Here is a 22349-nt window from a genome sequence, read left to right as displayed (position 1 = left end):
GGGAAAAGCACCGCCGGTCATTCGTAAGCGGGTGCATTCTGACACGAGAAATGGCCATTTCGCACAGCAGTGGTGCGATTGCAACACTCGTAATTCGCAACATATGCAGCCACGTTCGCATTGCTTCGGTGAGCGTGATATTCGCTATTCGAGTAGCAGAATGAAACGGTGTGACGTGATGCAAATTTCCCCGCGACTCACTCGATGCCGGGGGCACACAAAAAGAAAACGGCGCGTTGCCCATGAGGCACGCGCCGTATTTTTTCAGCAGTATCAGATGGCGTTGCGAACTACATTTCCTGCGCGTTGCAGGTTGTCGAACGCCCTGACGTCAACGCGGCCGTTCTCAGGCCGCGCCGCTCGCCGGGACCGTTTTCAAGGGTTTTGCCGCGGGTGTGCCGACCGGTGCCTGCTTGGCCGGCTTGACGACTTTACTCAGCTTGCCGGATTGGGGGGACGTCGGCTTGGCGGGTTTAGCCGGCTTAGTCGCTTTCGCGGGTTTAGCGGATTTGGCTGGCGTCGCCGCTTTGGCGGGCTTCGCGGGTTTTACGGACTTAGTGGCTTTGATGGCCTTGGTGGGCTTAGCAGGCTTAGCAAGCTTAGCCGCCTTGGCAGGTTTTGCCGGCTTGGCGGTATCGGCCGATACCTTCGCTTTCGCGGCGGCCGTACGTGCTGCTGCAGCCAGTTCGAGGTCGATGGTGTGCTTGAGGCCGGCGATGACGGGGTCTGCCAGATCGTCGGCGAAATGATCGAACCAGCGCTTGGCTTGCAGCAGCTTCTTGCCGCCGAGCCGCTGCTTGTGGCCTTCGTCATTCGCCAGCACTTTGGCGGAGAGTCGCGCGCGGCCTTTAGAGAGCCGCTCGAGAACGGTGATGATGGTGAACCCGCGATGCGACGTCTTCTGCTCGGCAGACATACTGGCCTCCTGATGTGTTCGCCCAATGGCGAGCCCGGATCGGATAAATGCCACGACTACGTTCACGTGGATGAAGCGATCCTATCACGACGAAAACGGAATGCTCTCGCACGCGACATCAAGCCCCCGGCCAGCAACGACGGGGAACACCGGCATCACGGCCGCCGTTCCACGCCGCTGTTCGAGAGAAACACCGACTCAGTCCATCCCCGTCTTGCCGGGCGCCCAATACGCTTTGGCCATGATTCTCGCGGCCGGCACGCCGAGTGCGCTCAGTTCCCGGCGCCAGCGCTGAATCGAGGACGCCTTGCCCGTCAGGACAAACGTCGCCCCCGCCATCGCAGGCGCCGACAACCGACTCGCCATGTCTTCGAGATGTTCATCGCTCGCCGAACGACTGAACAATTCAACGCCATCGAGCCCCAGCCGCCCCAGCACTTCGTGCGTATCCACCAAATCGCCGACTTCAAGCAAACACCTGACGGCGCTTTCGGTAAGGCGTTGGCGAAACGCATAAGTCAACGCAATCGACGTCTCGTCGCCGAGCATCACGCACGCGCCTGACACGCGCCCCACATCGAGCGACGCGCGCGGGCCAAAGACGGTGCACTCGTCGCCCGGCATCACGTTACGTACCCACGTACTGCCCGGCCCGCTACCGTGCGCATAGGACACGATGCGAGTTCGGCCCGCCACGGCATCCCATTCGATCGGGGTGTAAGTTCGCGCGACAAAGGCCGAGCCCATGGTCAGTTGAATCTTTTGGCCGGGCACCCAATCGACACCTCGGAACGCCGGGCTCTCCATCGTCAGCAGACGAACATCATCGGCGAGCGCTTCCGCGTGAACGATGCGCGCCTGCTTCATAAACATGCGAATCAGGGCGCGGCTGACGGGCCCCGGCTGGGGCAGCACAGCGTCGGGAGCTCTCATGTTCATCGCGTCACCACCGTAAATTCGTTGCCCCGGCCCTCGTTGATGGGGATCGGTTGCGAGAGATACCCATTCGCCGGGTTGCGGACGTACGCCAGATACTCGTTGTCGTGATCGAAAGCGTTTTCAGCAAGAATTGGCGTGCCGGGTTTCAGGTGCGGCTCCAGCAACTTGAGTATCGGCAGATAGAGACTGAACGCGCCGTCGAGCAACACCATGTCGATCTCTCCGCCCACATCGGCGAGCGTCTCGCGAGCGTCGCCAACACGGATGTCGACCAGATCGGCAAGCCCCGCTTCTTCGAGATGCGCGCGTGCCCGTGCTGCTTTCTCCGGCTCAAGTTCCGTCCCGATCAAATGACCGCCGCCCATGTCGCGAAGCGCCGCCGCCAGATGGATCGTCGAGATGCCCATCGACGTGCCGAATTCGACGATGCGCGTCGCTTTGCAAATGCGGGCGCACTCATAGAGAAATCGGCCGTACGCCGGCGTGACGTTGAGAAAATTCTTTGCGTAGCCCCGATACACGCCACGCAGATCGCGTCGCTCGGCCGCCATCATCTCGTCGACGGCTTCCGCGAGGGTTTGCTCCGCGTGCGCCGGTGAGTCGGCGTCGAACTGCGCCATCAGTTGGCCATCGGCCTGCGCCGCCTCAAGGAAAAGCCGCTGCAAGGTTTGCTCGACACGCCCGACACTCAATGAATCCATGATTCGCTTCCTATGCGCCATGGCGGACGGAGAATCCGCTCGCCGTGGATGCATGGTAAAAAGGCGAGGACTTGGCGACATTGGGAAATTCCGCCAATATGTTTGGAATTCTTGCCAATCGTCTGAAAACCGCGCCCGAGCGCTCATGCCATGCCTTTGCTGACCTCTTTGACCGATCCCTTCGAATGGGAGGACCCGGACCTCGTCCCGCGTCCGGTGGTGACGATCGGTGCGGCGGGTATCGATGTCGCGACCACCGGCGATGGCGAGCATCGGCATGAGAAGGACTTTCACACGCACAAGAAGGCGCAGTTCATGCTGCTGTTGCGCGGCGCGCTCACCTGCGAAATCGAGGGCAGTTTGTGGATGGTGCCGCCCCAGAGTGCGCTCTGGGTGCCCGGCAGCGTGCTGCACAAAGTGACGGCGGCGGGCACGGTCGAGGTGTATGTCGCGTTCATCGATCCAGCCGTCGCATCGCATCTGCCGTCGACGTGCTGTGCGATCTCGACGACGCCGCTGCTACGCGAACTGGTGATTCGCTCGGCCTCGTTTCCCATGCGCTATCCCGAGGGCGGTGCGGAGACGCACTTGGCGGTGCTGCTGCTCGACGAACTCGCCGCCGCGCCGATCGGCGAGCTCCATCTGCCGATGCCGTCCGATTCGCGCCTTCGTAAAATTGCCGAGGCCATCATGGAGACGCCCGCCGAGCGGGGCACGATACAAACGTGGGCGCGGCACGTGGGTGTCAGCGAGCGAACGCTCTCGCGTCTGCTGACCGAGCAAACCGGAATGAGCTTCGGTCGCTGGCGGCAGCAACTCAACCTGATGCTGGCGGTGAAATGGCTGAGTAGCGGTGCGTCCGTTCAGCAAGTGGCTGACGATCTCGGCTACGAGAGCGCCGGCAGTTTCGTAACGATGTTTCGCACCGCACTCGGCACGTCGCCCGGGCGCTACATGGCGGAGCGGCTGCCGGACAAGCGCACGTCGACCGCTGCCGATCTGAAGGACGCCGGATACACAGAGGCGGTATCCGGCGAATGACATCCTGCTACATCGTCACGGCATGACCGGCGGATGGTAAGTCAACGTTTGCGCCAGCAGCCACAACATGACGATCACCACCGGGAAGTGCACCAGTAGTTGCGTGAACGTATAACCCACCACGTCGCGCGCACGCAGACCAAGCACGCCGAGCAGCGGCAGCATCCAGAACGGATTGATCAGATTCGGCAGCGCTTCGGCCGCGTTGTAGACCGTCACCGCCCATCCCAGATGCACGTGCAGATCGTTGGCGGCCTGCATGACGTAAGGCGCTTCGATGATCCACTTGCCCCCGCCCGACGGCACGAAGAAGCCCAGCACCGCCGAATACACGCCCATGACGCCGGGGAAGGACGACTGCGACGAGATCGCCACGAAGAAGCTCGACAGATGATGCGAGAGCGTCTGCCCGTCGATGCCCGGCGCTTTGGTCAGCAGATACGCGATGCCGCCATACAGCGGGAACTGGATCAACACACCTGCCACCGACGGGACCGACTTCGCAATCGCGTCGAGAAAGCGGCGCGGACGCCAGTTGAGCAGCATGCCTAGCATCAGGAACACGAAGTTGTACGTGTTCAGGTTCGAGATCGCCAGCAAGGGGTCTTTCGTGGTGAACTCGTGCCCGATCCAGAGCACACCGAGTGCCACGATCAGCACCGTGACGATCGGGCTGTACTCGAGCCAATCGCCCGGGCGTTGCGGCTTCGCATAGGTCTTCGTCGTATCGTCGAGCGACACGCCGAGGTCGGCGGCCAACGTCGCACGCGCGTCACGCGGTGCCGAGAAATAGGCCAGCACGACAGACACCACCGTCAGCACGCCGGCGATTGCCATCGACTGCGGCAGAAAGATCGTGTCCGAGAACGGAATCACGCCCGTGATCTCGACCAGCGCCTTCGGCAGACTCGCCGGATTGGCCTGCAACTGGGCCGCGGATGAGCTCAGCCCCAGCGCCCACGTCGCGCCCATGCCCAGATACGCCGCTGCCCCACCGGCACGGTAATCCATGCGAATGTCCTCGCGCCGTGCGATCGCCCGCACCAGCAGGCCACTGAACACCAGACTGATCGCCCAGTTGAACAACGACAGCACGATGCTGACGAACGCCACGTACGCCACCGCGCTGCGACCGCTGCGCGGCAATGCCGCCATCTTGCGGATGAGCAGCGCGGCCGGCGGCGAGACCGCCACCACGTAGCCGGAGATGGCCACGATGGCCATTTGCATCGTGAACGGAATCAGGCTCCAGAAGCCGTCGCCGAACGCCACCCCCACCTTGACGGCCGGCACGCCGATCGCCAACGCCCCGCCTGCGCAGACGATGACCGCCAGCGCCGCAAACAGATAGGCGTCGGGAAACCAGCGTTCCGACCAACGTGTGACCGACGCCGCCAGACGCTCCAGAGGGCCGCCGTCTTGCGGCGCATCCATCGTGCTCGATAGTGAAGTTCCCGGTTTCATTTCCTGCGTTCCCTTATGTGTGTATTGATCGGCCATGCCGTACCGCGCACTGCCCGCCCCGTGTTTCCGTCTAGTCCCCTGCCCCTCGGTTGCGGCACGCCGTCGCCTGCCACTTCTTGCCGTCGCGTTCGACGTCAGTCTTATTGCGTTGCCTGCCAGACGAGCTTGGCCGCTGCCAGATCTTCCAGCGCCGTGCCGACCGCCTTAAACACCGTGCACACCGTTCGCTCTCCGGCTGCTTCGCGACGCAGGCGTCCCGCGCGGCACAGATCGGCAAGCGTGCCGCGCACGTCCTGCGCCGAGAACACCCCGCGCGACATCGGGCCGAGCAACTCACCCGATTTCGCCAGCGCTTCCTCGGTGTCGACAAACAACGATGCCCCCGCGAAACACGAGTCGCTGGCCTCGCGCATCTGCGGCGTGAAGCTGCCGATCAGATCCAGATGCACGCCCGGGGCAAGCCACTCGCCTTGCACCACCGGCTCGGTGGCGAGGGTCGCGCAGGTGACGATGTCGGCACCGTCGACAGCCGCTTGGGCGCTCTTGCAGACGACGGCATCGAGCCCCTGTTCCTGCAAGCGCTCGACCAGACGCCCGGCCGCCTGCGCATCGCGATCCCACACGCTGACACGCGTGATCGAACGCACGGCACGGTACGCCAGCGGCACCAGCGAACCGACGCGCCCTGCACCGAGCAGTGCAAGGTGCGAAGCGTCTTCGCGCGCCAGATACGAGGCAGCCAGCGCCGAGGCGGCCGCCGTGCGGCGCGACGTGATTTCGTTGCCGTCCATCTGCGCGAGCGGCACACCGGTACTCGCGTCGTAGAGCAGATAGGTCGAATGCAGCCCCGGCACGCCACGCTGCGCGTTGGCCGGCGCAATGTTCACCGTCTTGATGCCCATCAGGCCGCCCGGCTGCCACGCCGGCATGATCAGCACGGTCATGCCGGCCTGCATCCCCGGCTCGGGAATGACGTGCGTGTGGCGCAACGGCACTTCGCAACCCTCGATGAACATGGTGCGCAATGCGTCCAGCAACGGACCGAACGCCAGTGCATCGCGAGTGGCTTGGGCGTCGATGATTTTCATGAACAAGATTCCTCTTCGAAATGGGATGGAAAATTCAGGCGTCGATCACGACGGCTTCGCGCGGCACGGCCTGACAGGCCAGACACATGCCGGGCTCGTCGAGCGCCACGTCGCTCATGTGATCGACTTCGCCGGACAGCACGCGCACGGCACAACTCTCGCATTGCCCGACGCGGCAACCGCTCGGCAACGTCAGCCCCAACGACTCGGCAAACGACAGCAGGCTGCCGTGCGAGGGGGTCCAGACGGCTTCGCGCCCCGACCGGGCGAACGTGACCGGCCATGCGGCGTCGGCATCGACACGCGGTGCGCTCGGTGAGCGGAACGCCTCCTTGAACATGTCGAACGCAGGCACGTCACGCGCGGCCAGACCACCCATCACGGCCGCCATCATCGGCTCGGGACCGCACAGGTAGAAGCGTGCGCGGCGTGCGATCAGGTCGTCGGAGACCACGGCGGCAGACAGCCGTTCGGCGGTGGCGTAGTCGCGGCCAAGCACGTCGGCTTCGCGCGGTGCGTCGTAGTAATTGACAATGTGAATGCCGGGCAGACGCTCCGCGAGCGCGGCCAGTCTCGCCCGAAATGCGTGCGTGGCACCGTTTCGGTTCGCGTAATGCAGCCAAACCTCGGGGGGCGGCACCGTCGCTTGCTCAACTTGCTCAACTTGCTCAACTTGCTCTGCGAGCGACTCGAGATAACAGAGAAACGGCGTGATGCCGATACCGCCCGCGAAGCACACGACCGGTTGCCGGGTTTGCAGTGGCAGAACAAAGCGTCCCGACGGCGCACCCAGTTCGATGACATCGCCCACACGTGCGCCAGTGTTGAGCCAACTCGACACCACGCCCTCGAACGCCTCGCCTTCGCGCGTGCGCCCCTGCTGATGGCGCACGGCAATGCGATAGCCGCGACGCTCGCGCTCGTTGGCCGGTCCGGTGAGCGAATAGGCACGCGTCAGCGGTTGCGCGTGGCCCGGAATCGGTACGCGCACCGTCACATGCTGTCCCGCCAGATAGTCAGGCAGCCCAACATCGTCGAGCGGCTCGAACGCGATGCCGCGAACGCCGTCGGCCGCAGGGGTAAGGCTGGCAATGCGAAATCGCGCCATGCCTTGCCACGGCCGATGCGCCGGATCGCTCGCCGCATCGCGTGAAATGTCGCAGCGCAGGGACCGCAACGGCGACGATCCGCTGATGGGATCGATGTCCTGCGCCGTTGCCAACGCGTTGTAATTGCTCGACTGCTCACCGGCCATGGTGAAGCCGCGACGGCCCACGCTGTCGCATGCCTGCCACCAGCCATACTCCGCGAGCACCACATCGGCTGCGAGTCCCTCGTCGAACGCGGCGCGAAAACGTGCGACACCGACGGGAGTCGTCACCCTCACCCAGTCGCCCGCTGCAATTTGCTTCTGTGCTGCCAACGACGGGTGCAAATGCATCACCGGATCGGGGGCACGCATGCGCAAACTCGCGAGTCCGCGATGCTGGCTGTGGCAGTAGTAGCCGTTCTTGGTTGAACCGAGTACGAGCGGGAAATGTGTCGTGTCGCCTTCGGCGGTGCCACGCGCGGCCACATGCACCGGCACCGGCGGATAGCCGTGACGCAGCAGCCGCTCGGAATACAGTTCGACGCGCCGGGTTTCGGTGGCAAACCCGCGCACACTGCCGGCCTCGGTGCGGGCGTACTTGCGCTCGTACTGCGGCTGCGGACGTGAGATGCCTTCGGGATGCGCGCGCAGCGTCTGAACGTCGAGTCCGGTTGGCGCGAGCTGGTGGTTCCAGCCAGCCTCGAGACTGCCGCCGAAGAAGGCGTCGCCCATCCCCAGACGCACGGCGAGATCGAACACGATGTCGTTGTCGCTGCGCGATTCGCCGCGCGGCGACACCATGCGCTGGCGCAGTTGAATCAAGGCGTCGGCCCGGTCGTCGATTTCGAAACCCGGGCGCAGCCCTTCGCGCTCCCACGGCGTATTCACCGGCAGCAGGATGTCGGCGTAGCGCGCCGAGGGCGTCTCGAACAGATCGCAGTGGACGTGGAATTCGAGCGCTTCTAGCGCGTCGCGCGCCATCTCGTAGTCGGCCTGCGAAGCCAGCACATTGGTGCCGAAGCAGAACAGCGCTCGCACGCGGTAGGGATCGCCGTCGAGAATCGCGCGGTAGGTGTCGCGTGCCGTCACCCAGCCGCGCGCAGGCGGCCCCAGCGGACGCTCATCGATGCCCAGCGCCTTCGCCTGTTGCTCGGGACTCAGCAGATCGTGCTGGCTGACGGCATTCACCGGTTGACGCGTCATCACGCGGTTGCCGCCGCGCCGGTCGAAACTGCCTGTGAGCGCATACAGCACGGCGACGGCACGCTCGATTTGCGTCGCGTTTGCATGCTGCGCCACGCCGGACCACGCGTGATAGGCCACCCGTTCGGCGCCGGTGAAAAGGTTGGCGGCGGCTTCGAGTTGTTCAGGCGAGACGCCGCACAATTCACTCACCGCCGCCGGATCGTAATCTGCCAGCCCTTCGCAAAGATGATCGAATGCCGGCCGGCAACTGATGTGCGAGCCATCGTTGGCGCTCAGGATAAATTCGCCACGCAGGGCCGCGCGATTGGCGGCGTCGCGACTTAGTGCGTGCGTTGTGTCGTAGGCCTGCGGTGCGCCGTTGGTCTCGTCCCAGATCACGAAGGCGTCGGGCAACGCGCGGTTGTCCGGCATCTTCACATCCTGCGCTCGCAGGAAGCGGCCGTTGTCGTTGCGCACGAGCAAGGGAGCGTTGGTCCACCGGCGCACGAACGTCTCGTCATAGCGCCCGGTGTCGATCAACCGGCGTGCGAGACCGAGCGCCAAGGCGGCATCGGTGCCGGGACGCACCGGCAGCCACGCATCGGCGTCGGCGGCAAGCGGCGTCTTGCGCGGGTCGACAACGAGCAGCTTCGCGCCGCGGACACGCCCGCGCCCGATGGCGTTGGCCTGACTCAGCCATGTACTCGTTGGATTGTGACCCCAGAGCATGATCACGTCCGCCTGCGCGTAGTCGGCGGTCGGCATGCCGCAACCGAACGTGAAGGCGTGCGCGAAGTCTTTGTGCCAGTTGCAGATTTCTGTCGCGTAGACGGTGTTCGGGCTGCCGAAGACCTGGATGAAGCGCTCGATCCAGTCGATGCTGTCGGACAGCGGCGTCCCGCTCGGGGTCGTCACGCCGAAGGCCACGGCATGGGCGCCGCTTTCGCGGCGGATGTCGCCGAGCCGCGTTGCGATCTCGGTCAGGGCTTCGTCCCACGAGATGCGCTGCCAACCGGGATCGTCTGCGCCCTTCGGCGCGGTCCGGCGCAACGGTGTCGTCAGCCGGTCAGGGTGATGCACGAGCTCGGGCGCAGCCTTCCCCTTGCGGCACATGGCAGCGCCGTTCGGATGCGAGGGATCGGGTTCGACCGCAATCAGTGCATCGTTTTCCACGCGATTGAGCGTGCCGCAGCGGGATCTGCACAGCGTACAGAACCCGGGCTTGACCTCCTGAACCATGTCCCGTCCGTCTCTATAGGAATCGATGTTCCGATGCTATACAGCGGCTCTTTTTATTACTAATATAAAAAATATACTTTGCAATATTGATTTTTTAAATGAAGCCAACTCTGCGTCAGATCGAGTATTTCGTGGCTGTGGCCGAGACCGGGCAGGTCATGCGGGCGGCCGAACGGTGCAGTGCGTCGCAGTCGTCGCTGACGATTGCTTTGCAGAATCTGGAAGTGATCGTGGGTGCGCAGTTGTTCGTCCGGCATGCGAAGGGGTTGCGGCCAACCGAGGCGGGAGAACGGTTTCTACGGCATGCGTATCGCATTCTGAACGCCACCGACGACGCCCTTCACGAAGCGCGCACCTTGCCCGACGATGCCGGCGGGCGCCTGCGGCTTGCCGTCACCGAGACGATTTCGGCGTATCTGTTGCCGTCGGTGGCGAGCATGTTGTCCAAGCGGTTTCCAAATGTCGAACTCACGCTGATCGAGGGCGATCGCGAAGCGGTGGAAGCGGCGGTGCTCGCAGGCGACATCGATCTGGCGTTGCTGCTGGTGTCCAATGTGGTGGCCGATGGACTAGTCTTGCAGACCATGTTGCGCTCCACGCGCCGGCTCTGGACGAGCCCCGGGCACCCGTTGCTCGACAAGGCGAGCGTCACGCTCGATGACGTTCGAGGTCAGCGCTTTCTGTTACTGGATATGGATGAACACGTGCAGACGGTCGAGCGTTATTGGCATGCGGCGCATGTCGAACCGGTCGTGCATTTCCGCACGCGGTCTATCGAGTCGATCCGAAGTCTGGTCGCACAGGGCTACGGCGTGTCGATCCTGTCGGATCTGGTCTATCGCCCGTGGTCGATCGATGGCGGACGAATCTTGCGGCGGGATCTGAGCACGAGCGTGCCGTCGATGGATGTGGGACTGGTGTGGGCGAAGCAACGTCCACCCGAAGGCTTAACCGAGCGTATCGTCAGCGCGCTGCGCTCACTCATCCGCGAAATCAATGATCGCGGGCAAATGGGGGTGGAGTGATGGGGTGAGGGATTCGCCCGCACAAAAACAAAAGGGGTTAGCCGAAGCTAACCCCTTCACCTTCAATCCTGCTGGTCGGAGCGATAGGATTCGAACCTACGACCCTCTGATCCCAAATCAGATGCGCTACCAGGCTGCGCTACGCTCCGACGAAGAGGGCGAATTGTAGAGGGTTCTCGGCGCTGCGTCAAATAGACGCGCCAATTCTGCGTGAATTCCTGTCGATGGCTGGCACAATGGCCATGCACTCGCTTGCGATTACGTAGTTGCCGCACACCGCAAAAGTCTCGCCGACGGTCACGCCGCCGCCACGAAAACCCGCCATAGTGGGAGGTTCAACATGCTCGAACCCGTGTCGATGAACCTGATTCTCTGGCGTCACGCCGACGCCGAAAACCTGCCCGCCACCCTCGCCCTCAGCGCGCAAGCCGATCTGGCCCGCGAACTCACCGATCGCGGCCGCAAACAAGCCGAAAAAGCCGCCCTCTGGCTGCGCGCCCGCCTCCCCGAAGACACCATCATCCTCTCAAGCCCCGCCGTACGCGCCGTCCAGACCGCTCACGCGCTCACCCCCAGCCCCCGCATCGTGCGCGATCTCGCCCCCGGGGCAAACGCCATGACCCTGCTCGGCGCCATCGATTGGCCCGGCACCGCCCAGAATGTCGTCATCGTCGGCCACCAACCCGCCCTCGGCCAACTCGCCAGCCTGCTCCTGAGCGGCCAAGAATCCTACTGGACCATCAAGAAAGCCGGCATCTGGTGGCTCGCCTCGCGTCGCAGGGAAGACGAAAGTCAGGTCGTCGTGCGCGCCGTCATCAATCCCGATCTCCTTTGATTTCTACCCCGCTTGAAAGCGCCGGAAAGCCGGTGGAACGGTGCTTTCAAGACATTCGCCTTGGGACCTGCCGCGTGAGATCCCAAGTTTTGTCATAGAATTGTCGCCTCCCGTTCACGGAATCGACATTGATGCTTTTTAAAGTACGTCGCAACGCGACCGTCACAAAAAGGGCCTTTATGCGCGACCTGCCGAACCCCACCATGCCGCTCTCTTCGCTGACCCCCACGTCGCGGAGGCGTCTTCCTCGTCCTGAAACGCCTGTCAAACCGAATCTGGCTGTGGCGTGGGCACGCGACGAAAGCGAGCTTCGTGAAGCCCAACGCCTGAGATATCAGGTCTTCGCCGAAGAAATGGGCGCTTCGGTCAAAGGCCCGGCAGGCCTGGACGTCGACGAATACGACCAATACTGCGATCACCTGCTCGTTCGCGATCAGGACTCGCTCAAGGTTGTCGGCACCTACCGCGTATTACCCCCCGATCAGGCCAAACGCCTCGGCCGTCTGTACTCCGAGGGCGAATTCGACCTCTCTCGCCTCGACCATCTGCGCCCCAAGATGCTCGAGACCGGCCGCTCGTGCGTGCACCCCGACTACCGCAACGGCGCCGTCATCATGGCCCTCTGGAGCGGTCTGGCGGAGTACATGGTACGTAACGGTCTGGAGACCATGCTCGGCTGCGCCAGCGTGCCCATGGCCGACGGTGGCCACTACGCCGCCAGCCTGTATCGCAAGCTGCAAGACAGCGATAGCGCCATGGCCCCGGCCGAGTATCACGCCGTCCCGCGCATCGCGCTGCCGATCAACGAACTGCAATCGGGCCTCGACGTCGAGCCGCCCGCGCTGGTCAAGGGCTACCTGCGCCTCGGTGCCCGCATCTGCGGCGCCCCGGCCTGGGACCCCGATTTCAATACGGCCGACTTCCTGACGATGTTCCGCCTGTCCGACATGAACCCGCGTTACGCGCGTCACTTCCTCGGACCGGAACTGCTCAGCAAGCTGCAAAACGCCTGAGTCAGGCCACGCTCCCCCCAACCCAATCCGTCCATTTCATAAGGACAAAAAAAGCCCGGCAAATTGCCGGGCTTTTTATTATCTGCAACACCAAGTCGAATGATTTGAGTCTTGAGTCACTGAGCAACCGAGAAGCGCGGGGAAATTCCCCCTTTCAGGCGTACACCACCTTATAACGCTGCCCAATCTTCTCCCACTCCTGCGCCTCGCGCTGCAAGCTGTAATCGGTCAGCGGGTTCGCGTCGATCCACGCGCGCGGCACCGTTACCTCAAAGCCGTCGTCAAGACGATTCACCTCGATGCTCTCGGGCAACGCGTCGATGCGGCGGCGACAAAACAATACCGCCAGCCGCAGGCAGAACAGCAATTGCCAGTCGACCTGCTGCGCCTGCGACGCCAGCTTGCCGAGCTTGCCGACGTGCCCCAGCAGCAACTCCGCCAAGCGCGCCTGATCGGGGCGCGAGAAGCCGGGCATGTCCGCGTTGCTGCCGATGTAAGCCGAATGCTTGTGATAGGCGCTGTGCGAGATCGACAACCCCATTTCGTGCAGCGACGATGCCCAGCCGAGCAGCGCTTCGTCCTCTTCACGACCGTCGTCGGCGTCCGCTTCGTCGCCAGCCACCGGCAATTGCCGATACAGCGCAATCGCCAGACGCCCGACACGCTCAGTCTGCGCACGGTCCACGCCGTAGCGGCGCACGAACTGCTCGACGGTCACGGCACGCATGTCCTGATGCTGCGTACGGCCCAGTAAGTCGTACATCACGCCCAGACGCAGTGCGGCGTCCGTCGTTTCCATATGATCGACTTCAAGCTCGTTGAACACCGAGAGCATGATCGACAGGCCGCCCGGCAACACCGGAATACGGTCCTGCTTCAACCCGGCCAGCTTCAGACGATTGGCGTTCTCTGCCTTGATGAGCGCTCGTTTGAGCCGCTCGAGACCACCGCGCGTGAGGCCGTGCACCCCGCCGTCGTTGAAGCCGTTGGCCTCCAGCAATTCGGCCAGCGCGCGGGCCGTGCCCGATGAACCGATGGCCTGCGACCACCCGGCCTCGCGAAACGCAGAGGAAATAATCTGGATTTCACGACGCGCCGCCAACTCGGCCTGCTTCATCGCATAGTCGTCGACGTTGCCGCTGGGAAAGAACAAACGGCTGTGACTCACGCAGCCGATGTACAGACTCTCCATGATCAACGGTTCGTAATCCTGACCGATAATGAATTCCGTCGAACCGCCGCCGATATCCACGACGAGTCGATTTCCCGGACAAGTGGGCACCGAATGCGCTGCGCCGGCATAAATCAGCCGCGCTTCTTCGCGTCCGGCAATCACTTCGATGGGAAACCCGAGCGCGCGCTGCGCTTCACCGAGGAAATCCTGTGCGTTCTTCGCCACACGCAACGTGTTAGTCGCGACCGCGCGCACCTGATCGGGATGAAAACCCCGCAGCCGCTCGCCAAAGCGCTTGAGCACATCCCAGCCGCGTTGCTGCGACGGGTGATCGAGATACTTTTCCGCGTTCAGGCCAGCGGCAAGCCTGACCGGTTCGCGCAGCGCATCCACCTGATAAATCTGCGTGCCCGCGGAGGTTTCCTCCACCCGGCCGATGATCAGGCGAAAACTGTTCGAGCCGAGATCGACGGCCGCTAATAAAGGCGAAGGGGTACTCATGTGGGGGTGCGCCTGGGCGATGAGTGTCGAAATACGCTTTGTTGCACACGAAAAGCGTGACGCGCACTCGACAGATAAATGACGAATACGTTACAAAGTGAATATGACACGTCGTTGACAAATGTGAATGTCATATAACTGTAACAATACGGATGAAGAATTCACGCCAATCCCATGTCTTTCGCACGTTCAATATGAATTATCCGCTGCTCAATCGCGAGCTTGGCATCCTTGCGTTCAATGAACGCGTGCTCGCACAGGCAGCCGACCCGGCCACGCCACTGCTCGAACGCCTGCGTTTTGTCTGTATCGTCAGTAGCAATCTGGATGAATTCTTCGAAATCCGCGTCGCCGGACTCAAGGAGCAGATGCGCGAAAATCCGGGCATGCTCACGCCCGACGGCATGACTTTTCAGCAAGTTTACACGCAAGTCTGTTCCCGGGCACAAGCGCTCGTGGAAAAGCAGTACGCCATGTTCGGCAGCCTGATGCCCGCGCTCGAGGCCGAGGGCATCGCGTTTCACCCCTCCGGCCAGTGGAACGATGCCCAAGTCGAATGGGCACGCGACTACTTCATGCGCGAACTGGTGCCGGTGCTCACGCCCATCGGGCTCGACCCAGCTCACCCGTTCCCGCGCGTTCTCAACAAAAGCCTGAACTTCGCCGTCGAACTCGAAGGTAAAGACGCGTTCGGACGCGACGCGGAACTCGCCATCGTGCAAGCCCCGCGCGCCCTGCCCCGTCTGGTGCCGATGCCCGCCCCGCTCGCGCCGTTGCCCAACAGCTTCGTGCTGCTCAGCTCGCTCATGCTTCGATTTTCGAGCGAACTGTTCCCGGGCCTCACGGCCAAGGGCTGCCACCAGTTCCGTGTCACGCGTAACAGCGACCTGTTCGTCGACGAAGACGAAATCACGAACCTGCGCACCGCCCTGCAAGGCGAATTGCCGGCCCGCCACCTCGGCGATGCCGTCCGCCTCGAAGTCGATTCCGGCGCGCCCGCGCGGCTCGTGCGCCGCCTGCAAACGGAATGCGGCCTGACCGACTCCGATTGCTACCGCGTGAAAGGCCCCGTCAACCTCGTGCGCCTGATGCCGTTGCCCGAGATGGTCGACCGCCCCGATCTGAAATTCGCACCGTTCGTCCCGGCCCTGCCCAAGCGCATGATCGCCTCGCCGGCCATGTTCGATCTCATCGATCAGGGCGACGTGCTGCTGCACCACCCCTACGACAGCTTCCAGCCGGTGCTGGAGCTGCTGTTGCAGGCCGCCCGCGACCCTGACGTCGTCGCCATCAAGCAGACCATCTACCGCACCGGTAACGAGTCGTCGCTGATGGACGCGCTCATGGAAGCCGCGCGCAACGGCAAGGAAGTCACGGTGGTCGTCGAGTTGCTCGCCCGCTTCGACGAGGAAACGAACATCAACTGGGCGGCACGGCTCGAAGCGGTCGGCGCGCACGTCGTGTACGGCGTGGTCGGCCACAAGTGCCACGCGAAGATGCTGCTGGTGGTGCGCCGCACGCACGAGGGCAAGAAGACGTACCTCAAGCGCTACGTGCACCTCGGCACGGGCAATTACCACCCGCGCACGGCACGCCTGTACACCGACTTCGGCCTAATGACGGCCGACGAAAAGCTCTGCGCCGACGTGCACGTCGTCTTCCAGCAGCTCACCGGTATCGGCCGGCAGACGCAGTTGCACGGTCTCTGGCAGTCGCCGTTCACCATGCACACGCATCTGCTCGAAGCGATCCGGCGCGAAACGGAAGCGGCCGCCGCCGGCAAAAAGGCCCGCATCATCGCGAAGATGAACGCGCTGCTCGATCCGACCATCATTGCCGAGCTTTACAAGGCATCGCGTGCCGGCGTGAAGATCGACCTCATCGTGCGCGGCGTCTGCTCGCTGCGCGCAGGCGTGCCGGGGCTCTCGGAGAACATCACCGTGCGCTCGATCGTGGGGCGTTTTCTCGAACACCATCGCATTTACTACTTCTATGCGCATGGCGACGAGAAGGTGATGCTCTCAAGCGCCGACTGGATGGAACGCAACTTCTTCCGCCGCGTGGAAGTGGCCTTCCCCGTGCATGACAAGCGCCTGAAGGCCCGCGTGATTCGCGAAGGGCTGATGGTGCATCTGCGCGACAACACGTCCGCGTGGCTCATGCGCCCGGATGGCAGCTACCTGCGCCGTCGCGCGGGCAAGAAGCCCTTCAACAGCCAACTGGCGCTGATGCAGGACCTGACCCAGTACGTGCAGACGGGTAACTAACCGCGCGAACGACAAACACGCGGACACAAAAAAGGCGTCTGACCGTTAAGTCAGACGCCTTTTTTACGTTTGGGTCGCGCCAGCCCGCGTTGCGAGCCGATCAACCGTTGGCGGCCACGTTCGACGGCGCAGCGGCCGGTGCCGGCAGATCCGCCGGGGCACGGTGAACCACCCGTGACGGCGGGAAATGGATACTGAACGTACTGCCGTGCCCTTCCTCGCTCGTGACCCGCAAGTCTGCCTGATGACGCGTAAGCACGTGCTTGACGATGGCCAGTCCCAGCCCGGTCCCGCCCGTATCACGCGAACGGCTGCGATCGATGCGATAGAACCGCTCGGTCAGACGCGGGATATGTTCCGCCGGAATGCCCAGCCCCGAGTCGATGACGGTAAAGCGCGCGCCACCATCGTCGGTCGCGCTCCAGTCGATGCAGATCTTGCCACCCTGCGGCGTATAACGCACCGCGTTGCTGACCAGATTGCTGAACGCACTGTGCAATTCGCCTTCAGCGCCGCGCACGTCCAGCCCGTCGACACCGGTGACCTCGATCGCATGCTGGCCTTGCGAGAGCCCTTCAGCGTCGCTGCGCAGCGTGCGCATCTGCACGCCCATGTCGATCCGCTCGTCCGAAGGCGGCTTGCCGCTGCCTTCGAGCTTGGCGAGCGTCAGCAGGTCGTTCACGATGCTCTGCATGCGCGATGCCTGCTGGCGCATGATTTCGACGTAACGCTGAATCTCATCGGCGGACAGCGGCAGTTCGCCCACCGTTTCCAGAAAGCCGGAGAGCACCGTCAGCGGCGTCTTCAACTCGTGCGAGACGTTGGCCACGAAGTCGCGGCGCATGGCGTCCGTGCGCTCCAGATCAGTCACATCGAGCGAGATGATCAGCTTGCGGTTGTCGCCATACGGAAACACCTGCATCGAGAGCACATTGTTCCGCTTCACGCCCATGTGCTGCATGATCAGCGCCTCGTCATAACGCTCGGACGAGAGGTAGTGCACGAACGCGGGGGTGCGCAGCAAATGGGTGATCTGTTGACGCAGATCGCGCTTGGCATCGATACCGAAGTGCGTCTCGGCAATCGCATTGCACCACTCGATCTGGTTATGCTCGTCGAGCATGATCACGCCGTTGGGCGAAGCCTGAATGGCCTGAATGAAGCGCGCGTGCTGCTGCTCGACCTGCTTGACCTGGTTATGCCAGCGCTTCGCGAGTTTGTGCAGCCGGTAGTAGATTTCGCCCCACAGGCCGAGCGCGCTCGGCACTTCCCCGTAGACCGGGGCATCGAGCAGACGCCAGAGGCGTTGCGCGTGGTAGACGTTGAAGAAAAGCTGCACCACCAGCAGGAAAATCGCGGTGACGTAGCCTGCGCGCGCGCCGAGAAGCCAGCCCACGGCCACCGAAATGGCCGCTTGCAGGATCAGGAACGCCAGCGCACGGGCCCAAATGATATTCATAGACGATGCACAGGGGTTTGCCGCCGCTACCCGGGGCTGACGAGACGGCGAAAAGCCATCGTCGGTCGCAGGGGGAACGGCGGCTGACGGCGCCGACGGCGCACGTCAGGGTTCAGCCTCGGAGCGCCCAGAGCGCCTTAGACCGACTTCGTCAGGCGGTAGCCGCTGCCGCGTACGGTCTCGATCATAGCATCGTGCCCGGCAGGCTTGAGTGCAGCGCGAAGACGCTTGATGTGCACGTCCACGGTGCGCTCTTCCACGAACACGTGATCGCCCCACACCTGATCGAGCAACTGCGAGCGGCTGTGCACGCGCTCCGGATGCGTCATGAAGAAATGCAGCAGACGGAATTCCGTCGGGCCCAGATCGAGCTTGATGTCGCCGCTCGTCTGATGGCTCGTCACGCGGTGCGTTGCCGGGTCGAGCTTCAGACCGTTCACGCTGACCACATCTTCGGTCAACTGCGGCGCACGGCGGCGCAACACCGCCTTGATGCGCGCCATCAGTTCCTTCGGCGAGAACGGCTTGGTGACATAGTCGTCCGCACCGATCTCCAGCCCCATCACCTTGTCCTGCTCTTCGCTGCGCGCGGTGAGCATGATGATGGGCACGTGCTTGGTACGCTCGTTCGCCCGCAGTTCGCGCGCGAAGGTCACGCCCGACTTGCCGGGCAGCATCCAGTCGAGCAGAACGAGATCCGGCAGGACGTCGCTAATCAGCGTGAGCGCCTGCTCGGCGTTGTACGCCCGGATCGGATAGTGACCCGCATGTTGCAGATTAACGGAGATCAGCTCGGAAATCGCCGGCTCGTCTTCTACGATCAGAATGCTGCTGGGCATCGGTTGCCTCTCAAACCTTCAGTAATGTCGAGCTTGTTATTCGCCTTGCACTTTGCGCTGCAAATCTTCGCGCGAAATGTGCCGGACGTCGGTGCCCTTGACGATGTAAATGATGAATTCGGCGATGTTCTTCGCATGGTCGCCGATACGCTCGATGGCCTTGGCGATGAACAGGAAATCCAGGCCGGCCGAGATGGTGCGCGGGTCTTCCATCATGTACGTGACCAATTTTCGCACGAAGCCACGGAATTCATTGTCGATGGCCTTATCGTCGCGCACGATTTCGGCCGCCGCCACGATGTCCAGACGCGCGAACGCGTCCAGCGTGCGACGCAGCAACTGCGCTGCCATTTCGCCCGAGAGCTTGATCTCGGCGAAATTCACGCTCTGTGCCGCACCGTCTTCAAGCAGGTGACGCGTGCGCTTGGCGATCTTCTCGGCCTCGTCGCCTGCGCGCTCGAGGTTGGTGATCGTCTTCGAAATCGAGAGCAGCAGGCGCAGATCGCGCGCGGTCGGCTGGCGGCGCGCAATGATTTTGCTGCACTCTTCGTCGATCTCGACTTCCAGCGTGTTGAGACGGTGCTCGTTGGCGATCACTTCGTCGACCAATGCACGGTCGAACCCGATGAGGCCCTGCATGGCGGTGACGATCTGCGATTCGACCAGGCCGCCCATCTCGAGGACGCGCGAGCAAACCTGATTCAGGTCGGAATCGAACTGGCTGGAAAGGTGTTTATCGTTCATGTCGCAGGTTTCCTCGTGGGATCAACCAAAACGGCCGGTGATGTAGTCTTCGGTTTCTTTACGGTCCGGCTTGATGAAGATCTTCTCGGTTTCGCCGAATTCGATCAGTTCGCCCAGATACATGTAAGCCGTGTAGTCAGAACAACGTGCCGCCTGCTGCATGTTGTGCGTGACGATCACCACGGTGTAGTCGTCTTTGAGTTCGGCAATCAGCTCTTCGATGCGGCCCGTGGAAATCGGGTCCAGCGCCGAACACGGCTCGTCGAGCAGCAGCACTTCCGGGCGAATCGCGATACCGCGCGCAATGCACAGACGCTGTTGCTGACCGCCCGACAGGCCGTAGCCCGACTGTTGCAGCTTGTCCTTCACTTCGCTCCACAGCGCCGCCTTGGTCAGCGCCCACTCCACGCGGTCGTCCATCTCCGAGCGCGAGAGCTTCTCGAACAGTCGCACGCCGAACGAGATGTTGTCGTAGATCGACATCGGGAACGGCGTCGGCTTCTGGAACACCATGCCGACCTTGGCGCGCAGCAGTGCGATGTCCTGCTTCGAAGTCAGCAGGTTTTCGCCGTCCATGTTGATTTCGCCCTCGGCGCGTTGCTCCGGATACAGGGCGTACATCTTGTTGAACGTGCGCAGCAGCGTGGACTTGCCGCAACCCGACGGGCCGATGAAGGCCGTGACCTTACGGTCGGGAATGCGCAGGTTGATGTTCTTGAGCGCGTGGTATTTCTCGTAGAAGAAGTTCAGGTTCTTAACTTCGATCTTCGAGGGCAGCTTAATTTCTTGTGTCGGATTCGTCATGGTCTGTCTCGGCCGTCAGGTATGCGTTATGTCGTCGCGTCGTTTGTTGTCGCGTTCGGTTACTTCTTCGCGAACAGCGTGCGCGCCAGAATGTTCAGGAACAGCACACCAAGGGTGATGATGAACACGCCCGCCCAAGCAAGCGCCTGCCACTCCGCAAACGGGCTCATGGCAAATTTGAAGATGGTGACCGGCAGGTTGGCCATCGGCTGGTTCAGGTTCATCGACCAGAACTGGTTCGAGAGCGCCGTGAACAGCAGCGGTGCCGTCTCGCCGGCGATACGCGCCACGGCCAGCAACACGCCCGTCACGATACCGGCCATCGACGCCTTCAACGTGATCTTCACGATAATGCGCCACTTCGGCGTGCCCAGCGCGAATGCCGCTTCACGCAGGTTGTTCGGCACCAGCTTGAGCATGTTCTCGGTCGTGCGGATCACGATCGGCACTTGCAGCAGCGCCAGCGCGATGATGCCGGCCCATGCCGAGAAGTGGCCCATCTGCGCGACCACCAGTGCGTAGACGAACAAGCCGATCACGATCGACGGCGCCGACAACAGAATGTCGTTGATGAAGCGCGTGATGCTTGCCAGCCACGACTTCTGGCCGTATTCCGCCAGATACACGCCGGCGAGAATGCCCAGCGGCGTACCGATGAGCGTGGCCACACCGACCATGATCAGGCTGCCGGCGATGGCGTTGGCGAGCCCCCCGCCGGCCGTATTCGGCGGCGGCGTCATTTCGGTGAACAGCGACAGCGACAGGCCGCCGATGCCCAGCGAGAGCGTGGTGTAGAGAATCCACAGCAGCCAGAGCAGGCCGAAAGCCATCGCCGCGAGCGACATCGCGATCGCGAAGACATTCTTGCGGCGGCGGTAGGCTTGCAGCCGCACGCGGGTAAAGGCGTCGGTGGGCTTCACGTCGGGCGTTTCCAATTCGAGCGCTTGTTGGGTCATTTATTTACCTTCGCCCTTTTCGAGGCGCAGCAGCATGAGCTTGGACAGCGCCAGCACCACAAAGGTGATGAAGAACAGAATCAGGCCGAGTTCCATCAAGGCCGCGGTGTGCAGACCCGGGCCGGCTTCGGCGAATTCGTTGGCGAGTGCCGAGGTAATGCTGTTCCCCGGCGAGTACAGCGAAACGTTGTCGAGCAGGTTCGTGTTACCGATCACGAAGGTGACGGCCATGGTCTCGCCGAGCGCGCGGCCCAGACCGAGCATGACGCCGCCGATGACACCCGTCTTCGTGAAGGGCAGCACCACGCGCCACATCACTTCCCACGTGGTGCAGCCGATACCGTAGGCCGATTCCTTGAGCAGCACGGGCGTCACTTCGAACACGTCGCGCATGACCGAGGCGACGTACGGAATGATCATGATCGCGAGGATCACGCCGGCCGGCAGAATACCGATGCCCAGCGGCGGGCCCTGAAACAGCGCGCCGATCACCGGTACGTTGCCGAGCAGGCCTTGCAGCGGCTTCTGGAAGTACTGGCTGAAGATCGGGGCGAAAACCAGCAGACCCCACATCCCGTAGACGATGCTCGGAATGGCGGCCAGCAGCTCGATGGCGGTGCCCAGCGGGCGACGCAGCCATACGGGCGAGAGTTCAGTGAGAAACAGCGCAATGCCGAAGCTGACCGGCACAGCGATAAAGAGCGCGATGATCGACGTCACGATCGTGCCGTAGATCGGCACCAGTGCCCCGAACTGTTCTGCGGGAGGATCCCATTCCTTTGTCCACAGGAACGCGAAGCCGAACTTCTGAATCGACGGCAATGCGCTCACGATGAGCGACACGATGATCCCACCAAGCAGGAGCAGCGTGATGAATGCGGCGGCGCGGGCGAGCAGTGCGAAAAGAATGTCGCCAGCGGAAGACGGAGCCCGCTGCGTAGCGGCGCCCGGCGTTGCGAGGGGGCTGGTGGCTTCTGCCATGATGTCGTCTCTTTCGTGAGACGCGCCGCCAGCCGTTGCCGGATCAACCATCAGGCGGCGGCGCGGGCGGCGCGGATAAAGCAGGTCT

At 62.8% G+C, this 22349-nt stretch carries 18 protein-coding genes and 1 tRNA gene; 5 read left to right on the top strand and 14 right to left on the bottom strand.

Annotated elements, in window-relative coordinates:
* Nucleotides 1–346: 346 nt before the first annotated feature.
* The 3 genes from PIN31009_RS27945 to PIN31009_RS16495 all read right to left on the bottom strand — a co-directional run bounded on the left by PIN31009_RS27945 (nucleotide 347) and on the right by PIN31009_RS16495 (nucleotide 2556).
* Nucleotides 347–916: a hypothetical protein gene (locus PIN31009_RS27945; RefSeq protein ID WP_174997228.1), complete on the bottom strand. Its 570-nt coding sequence runs from the start codon at nucleotides 914–916 to the stop codon at nucleotides 347–349.
* Nucleotides 917–1114: 198 nt separating this feature from the next.
* Nucleotides 1115–1849 (bottom strand): siderophore-interacting protein, encoded by a 735-nt coding sequence (locus PIN31009_RS16500; protein WP_174997226.1) that lies wholly within the window; start codon nucleotides 1847–1849, stop codon nucleotides 1115–1117.
* Nucleotides 1850–1851: 2 nt separating this feature from the next.
* The gene (locus tag PIN31009_RS16495) at nucleotides 1852–2556 is read right to left on the bottom strand and encodes an O-methyltransferase (protein ID WP_150790990.1); all 705 of its coding nucleotides are present in this window, start codon (nucleotides 2554–2556) and stop codon (nucleotides 1852–1854) included.
* 150 nt (nucleotides 2557–2706) lie between these two features.
* Here PIN31009_RS16495 and PIN31009_RS16490 point away from each other — a divergent pair, with 150 nt between their 5' ends.
* Complete coding sequence (locus PIN31009_RS16490; protein WP_150790989.1) at nucleotides 2707–3597, top strand: AraC family transcriptional regulator; 891 nt, start codon at nucleotides 2707–2709, stop codon at nucleotides 3595–3597.
* Nucleotides 3598–3612: 15 nt separating this feature from the next.
* Here PIN31009_RS16490 and PIN31009_RS16485 read toward each other — a convergent pair whose 3' ends face one another.
* From PIN31009_RS16485 to PIN31009_RS16475, 3 genes are all read right to left on the bottom strand, one after another.
* Nucleotides 3613–5061 carry a short-chain fatty acid transporter gene (locus PIN31009_RS16485; RefSeq protein WP_150684752.1) on the bottom strand — a complete coding sequence of 483 codons (1449 nt, stop codon included), beginning with the start codon at nucleotides 5059–5061 and terminating at the stop codon, nucleotides 3613–3615.
* A 140-nt stretch (nucleotides 5062–5201) separates the two neighbouring features.
* Nucleotides 5202–6149 (bottom strand): bifunctional Delta(1)-pyrroline-2-carboxylate/Delta(1)-piperideine-2-carboxylate reductase, encoded by a 948-nt coding sequence (gene lhpI, locus PIN31009_RS16480; RefSeq protein ID WP_150790988.1) that lies wholly within the window; start codon nucleotides 6147–6149, stop codon nucleotides 5202–5204.
* Nucleotides 6150–6183: 34 nt separating this feature from the next.
* Nucleotides 6184–9663: a molybdopterin-dependent oxidoreductase gene (locus PIN31009_RS16475; protein ID WP_150790987.1), complete on the bottom strand. Its 3480-nt coding sequence runs from the start codon at nucleotides 9661–9663 to the stop codon at nucleotides 6184–6186.
* Between the two features lie 98 nt (nucleotides 9664–9761).
* On the opposite strand from PIN31009_RS16475, the gene PIN31009_RS16470 reads away from it, so the two are divergent.
* Nucleotides 9762–10688, top strand: coding sequence for a LysR family transcriptional regulator (locus PIN31009_RS16470; RefSeq protein WP_150790986.1), 927 nt, complete (start codon nucleotides 9762–9764; stop codon nucleotides 10686–10688).
* A 72-nt stretch (nucleotides 10689–10760) separates the two neighbouring features.
* Here the strand turns inward: PIN31009_RS16470 and PIN31009_RS16465 are convergent.
* Nucleotides 10761–10837 (bottom strand) — tRNA-Pro (locus tag PIN31009_RS16465).
* A gap of 209 nt (nucleotides 10838–11046) precedes the next feature.
* Between PIN31009_RS16465 and PIN31009_RS16460 the strand changes: the two genes are divergently transcribed.
* Nucleotides 11047–11523, top strand: a complete 477-nt coding sequence (locus tag PIN31009_RS16460) for a SixA phosphatase family protein (protein WP_150685088.1) — start codon at nucleotides 11047–11049, stop codon at nucleotides 11521–11523.
* 179 nt (nucleotides 11524–11702) lie between these two features.
* A complete protein-coding gene (locus tag PIN31009_RS16455) occupies nucleotides 11703–12536 on the top strand; it encodes a GNAT family N-acetyltransferase (protein WP_150684758.1) in 834 nt (277 codons plus the stop codon).
* A gap of 154 nt (nucleotides 12537–12690) precedes the next feature.
* On the opposite strand, the gene ppx is transcribed toward PIN31009_RS16455, so the two are convergent.
* Nucleotides 12691–14211, bottom strand: coding sequence for an exopolyphosphatase (ppx, locus tag PIN31009_RS16450; protein WP_150790985.1), 1521 nt, complete (start codon nucleotides 14209–14211; stop codon nucleotides 12691–12693).
* Between the two features lie 152 nt (nucleotides 14212–14363).
* Between ppx and ppk1 the strand changes: the two genes are divergently transcribed.
* Entirely contained in the window at nucleotides 14364–16478 is a 2115-nt protein-coding gene (gene ppk1, locus PIN31009_RS16445; protein WP_150684759.1) for a polyphosphate kinase 1, read from the top strand.
* A 100-nt stretch (nucleotides 16479–16578) separates the two neighbouring features.
* On the opposite strand, the gene phoR is transcribed toward ppk1, so the two are convergent.
* The 6 genes from phoR to pstC form a co-directional block, all read right to left on the bottom strand.
* Complete coding sequence (phoR, locus tag PIN31009_RS16440; protein ID WP_150684760.1) at nucleotides 16579–17937, bottom strand: phosphate regulon sensor histidine kinase PhoR; 1359 nt, start codon at nucleotides 17935–17937, stop codon at nucleotides 16579–16581.
* Between the two features lie 137 nt (nucleotides 17938–18074).
* The gene (gene phoB / locus PIN31009_RS16435; protein WP_058377916.1) at nucleotides 18075–18776 is read right to left on the bottom strand and encodes a phosphate regulon transcriptional regulator PhoB; all 702 of its coding nucleotides are present in this window, start codon (nucleotides 18774–18776) and stop codon (nucleotides 18075–18077) included.
* A 36-nt stretch (nucleotides 18777–18812) separates the two neighbouring features.
* Nucleotides 18813–19520 (bottom strand): phosphate signaling complex protein PhoU, encoded by a 708-nt coding sequence (gene phoU, locus PIN31009_RS16430; protein WP_058377915.1) that lies wholly within the window; start codon nucleotides 19518–19520, stop codon nucleotides 18813–18815.
* Nucleotides 19521–19541: 21 nt separating this feature from the next.
* The gene (gene pstB / locus PIN31009_RS16425; RefSeq protein WP_087686764.1) at nucleotides 19542–20324 is read right to left on the bottom strand and encodes a phosphate ABC transporter ATP-binding protein PstB; all 783 of its coding nucleotides are present in this window, start codon (nucleotides 20322–20324) and stop codon (nucleotides 19542–19544) included.
* Between the two features lie 59 nt (nucleotides 20325–20383).
* The gene (gene pstA / locus PIN31009_RS16420) at nucleotides 20384–21280 is read right to left on the bottom strand and encodes a phosphate ABC transporter permease PstA (protein WP_150790984.1); all 897 of its coding nucleotides are present in this window, start codon (nucleotides 21278–21280) and stop codon (nucleotides 20384–20386) included.
* The gene (pstC, locus tag PIN31009_RS16415; protein WP_150684762.1) at nucleotides 21281–22261 is read right to left on the bottom strand and encodes a phosphate ABC transporter permease PstC; all 981 of its coding nucleotides are present in this window, start codon (nucleotides 22259–22261) and stop codon (nucleotides 21281–21283) included.
* Nucleotides 22262–22349: the final 88 nt, after the last annotated feature.

This window comes from Pandoraea iniqua (genome assembly GCF_902459685.1).
GTDB lineage: Bacteria > Pseudomonadota > Gammaproteobacteria > Burkholderiales > Burkholderiaceae > Pandoraea > Pandoraea iniqua.
This window is presented reverse-complemented; position numbering and strand designations above follow the sequence as displayed.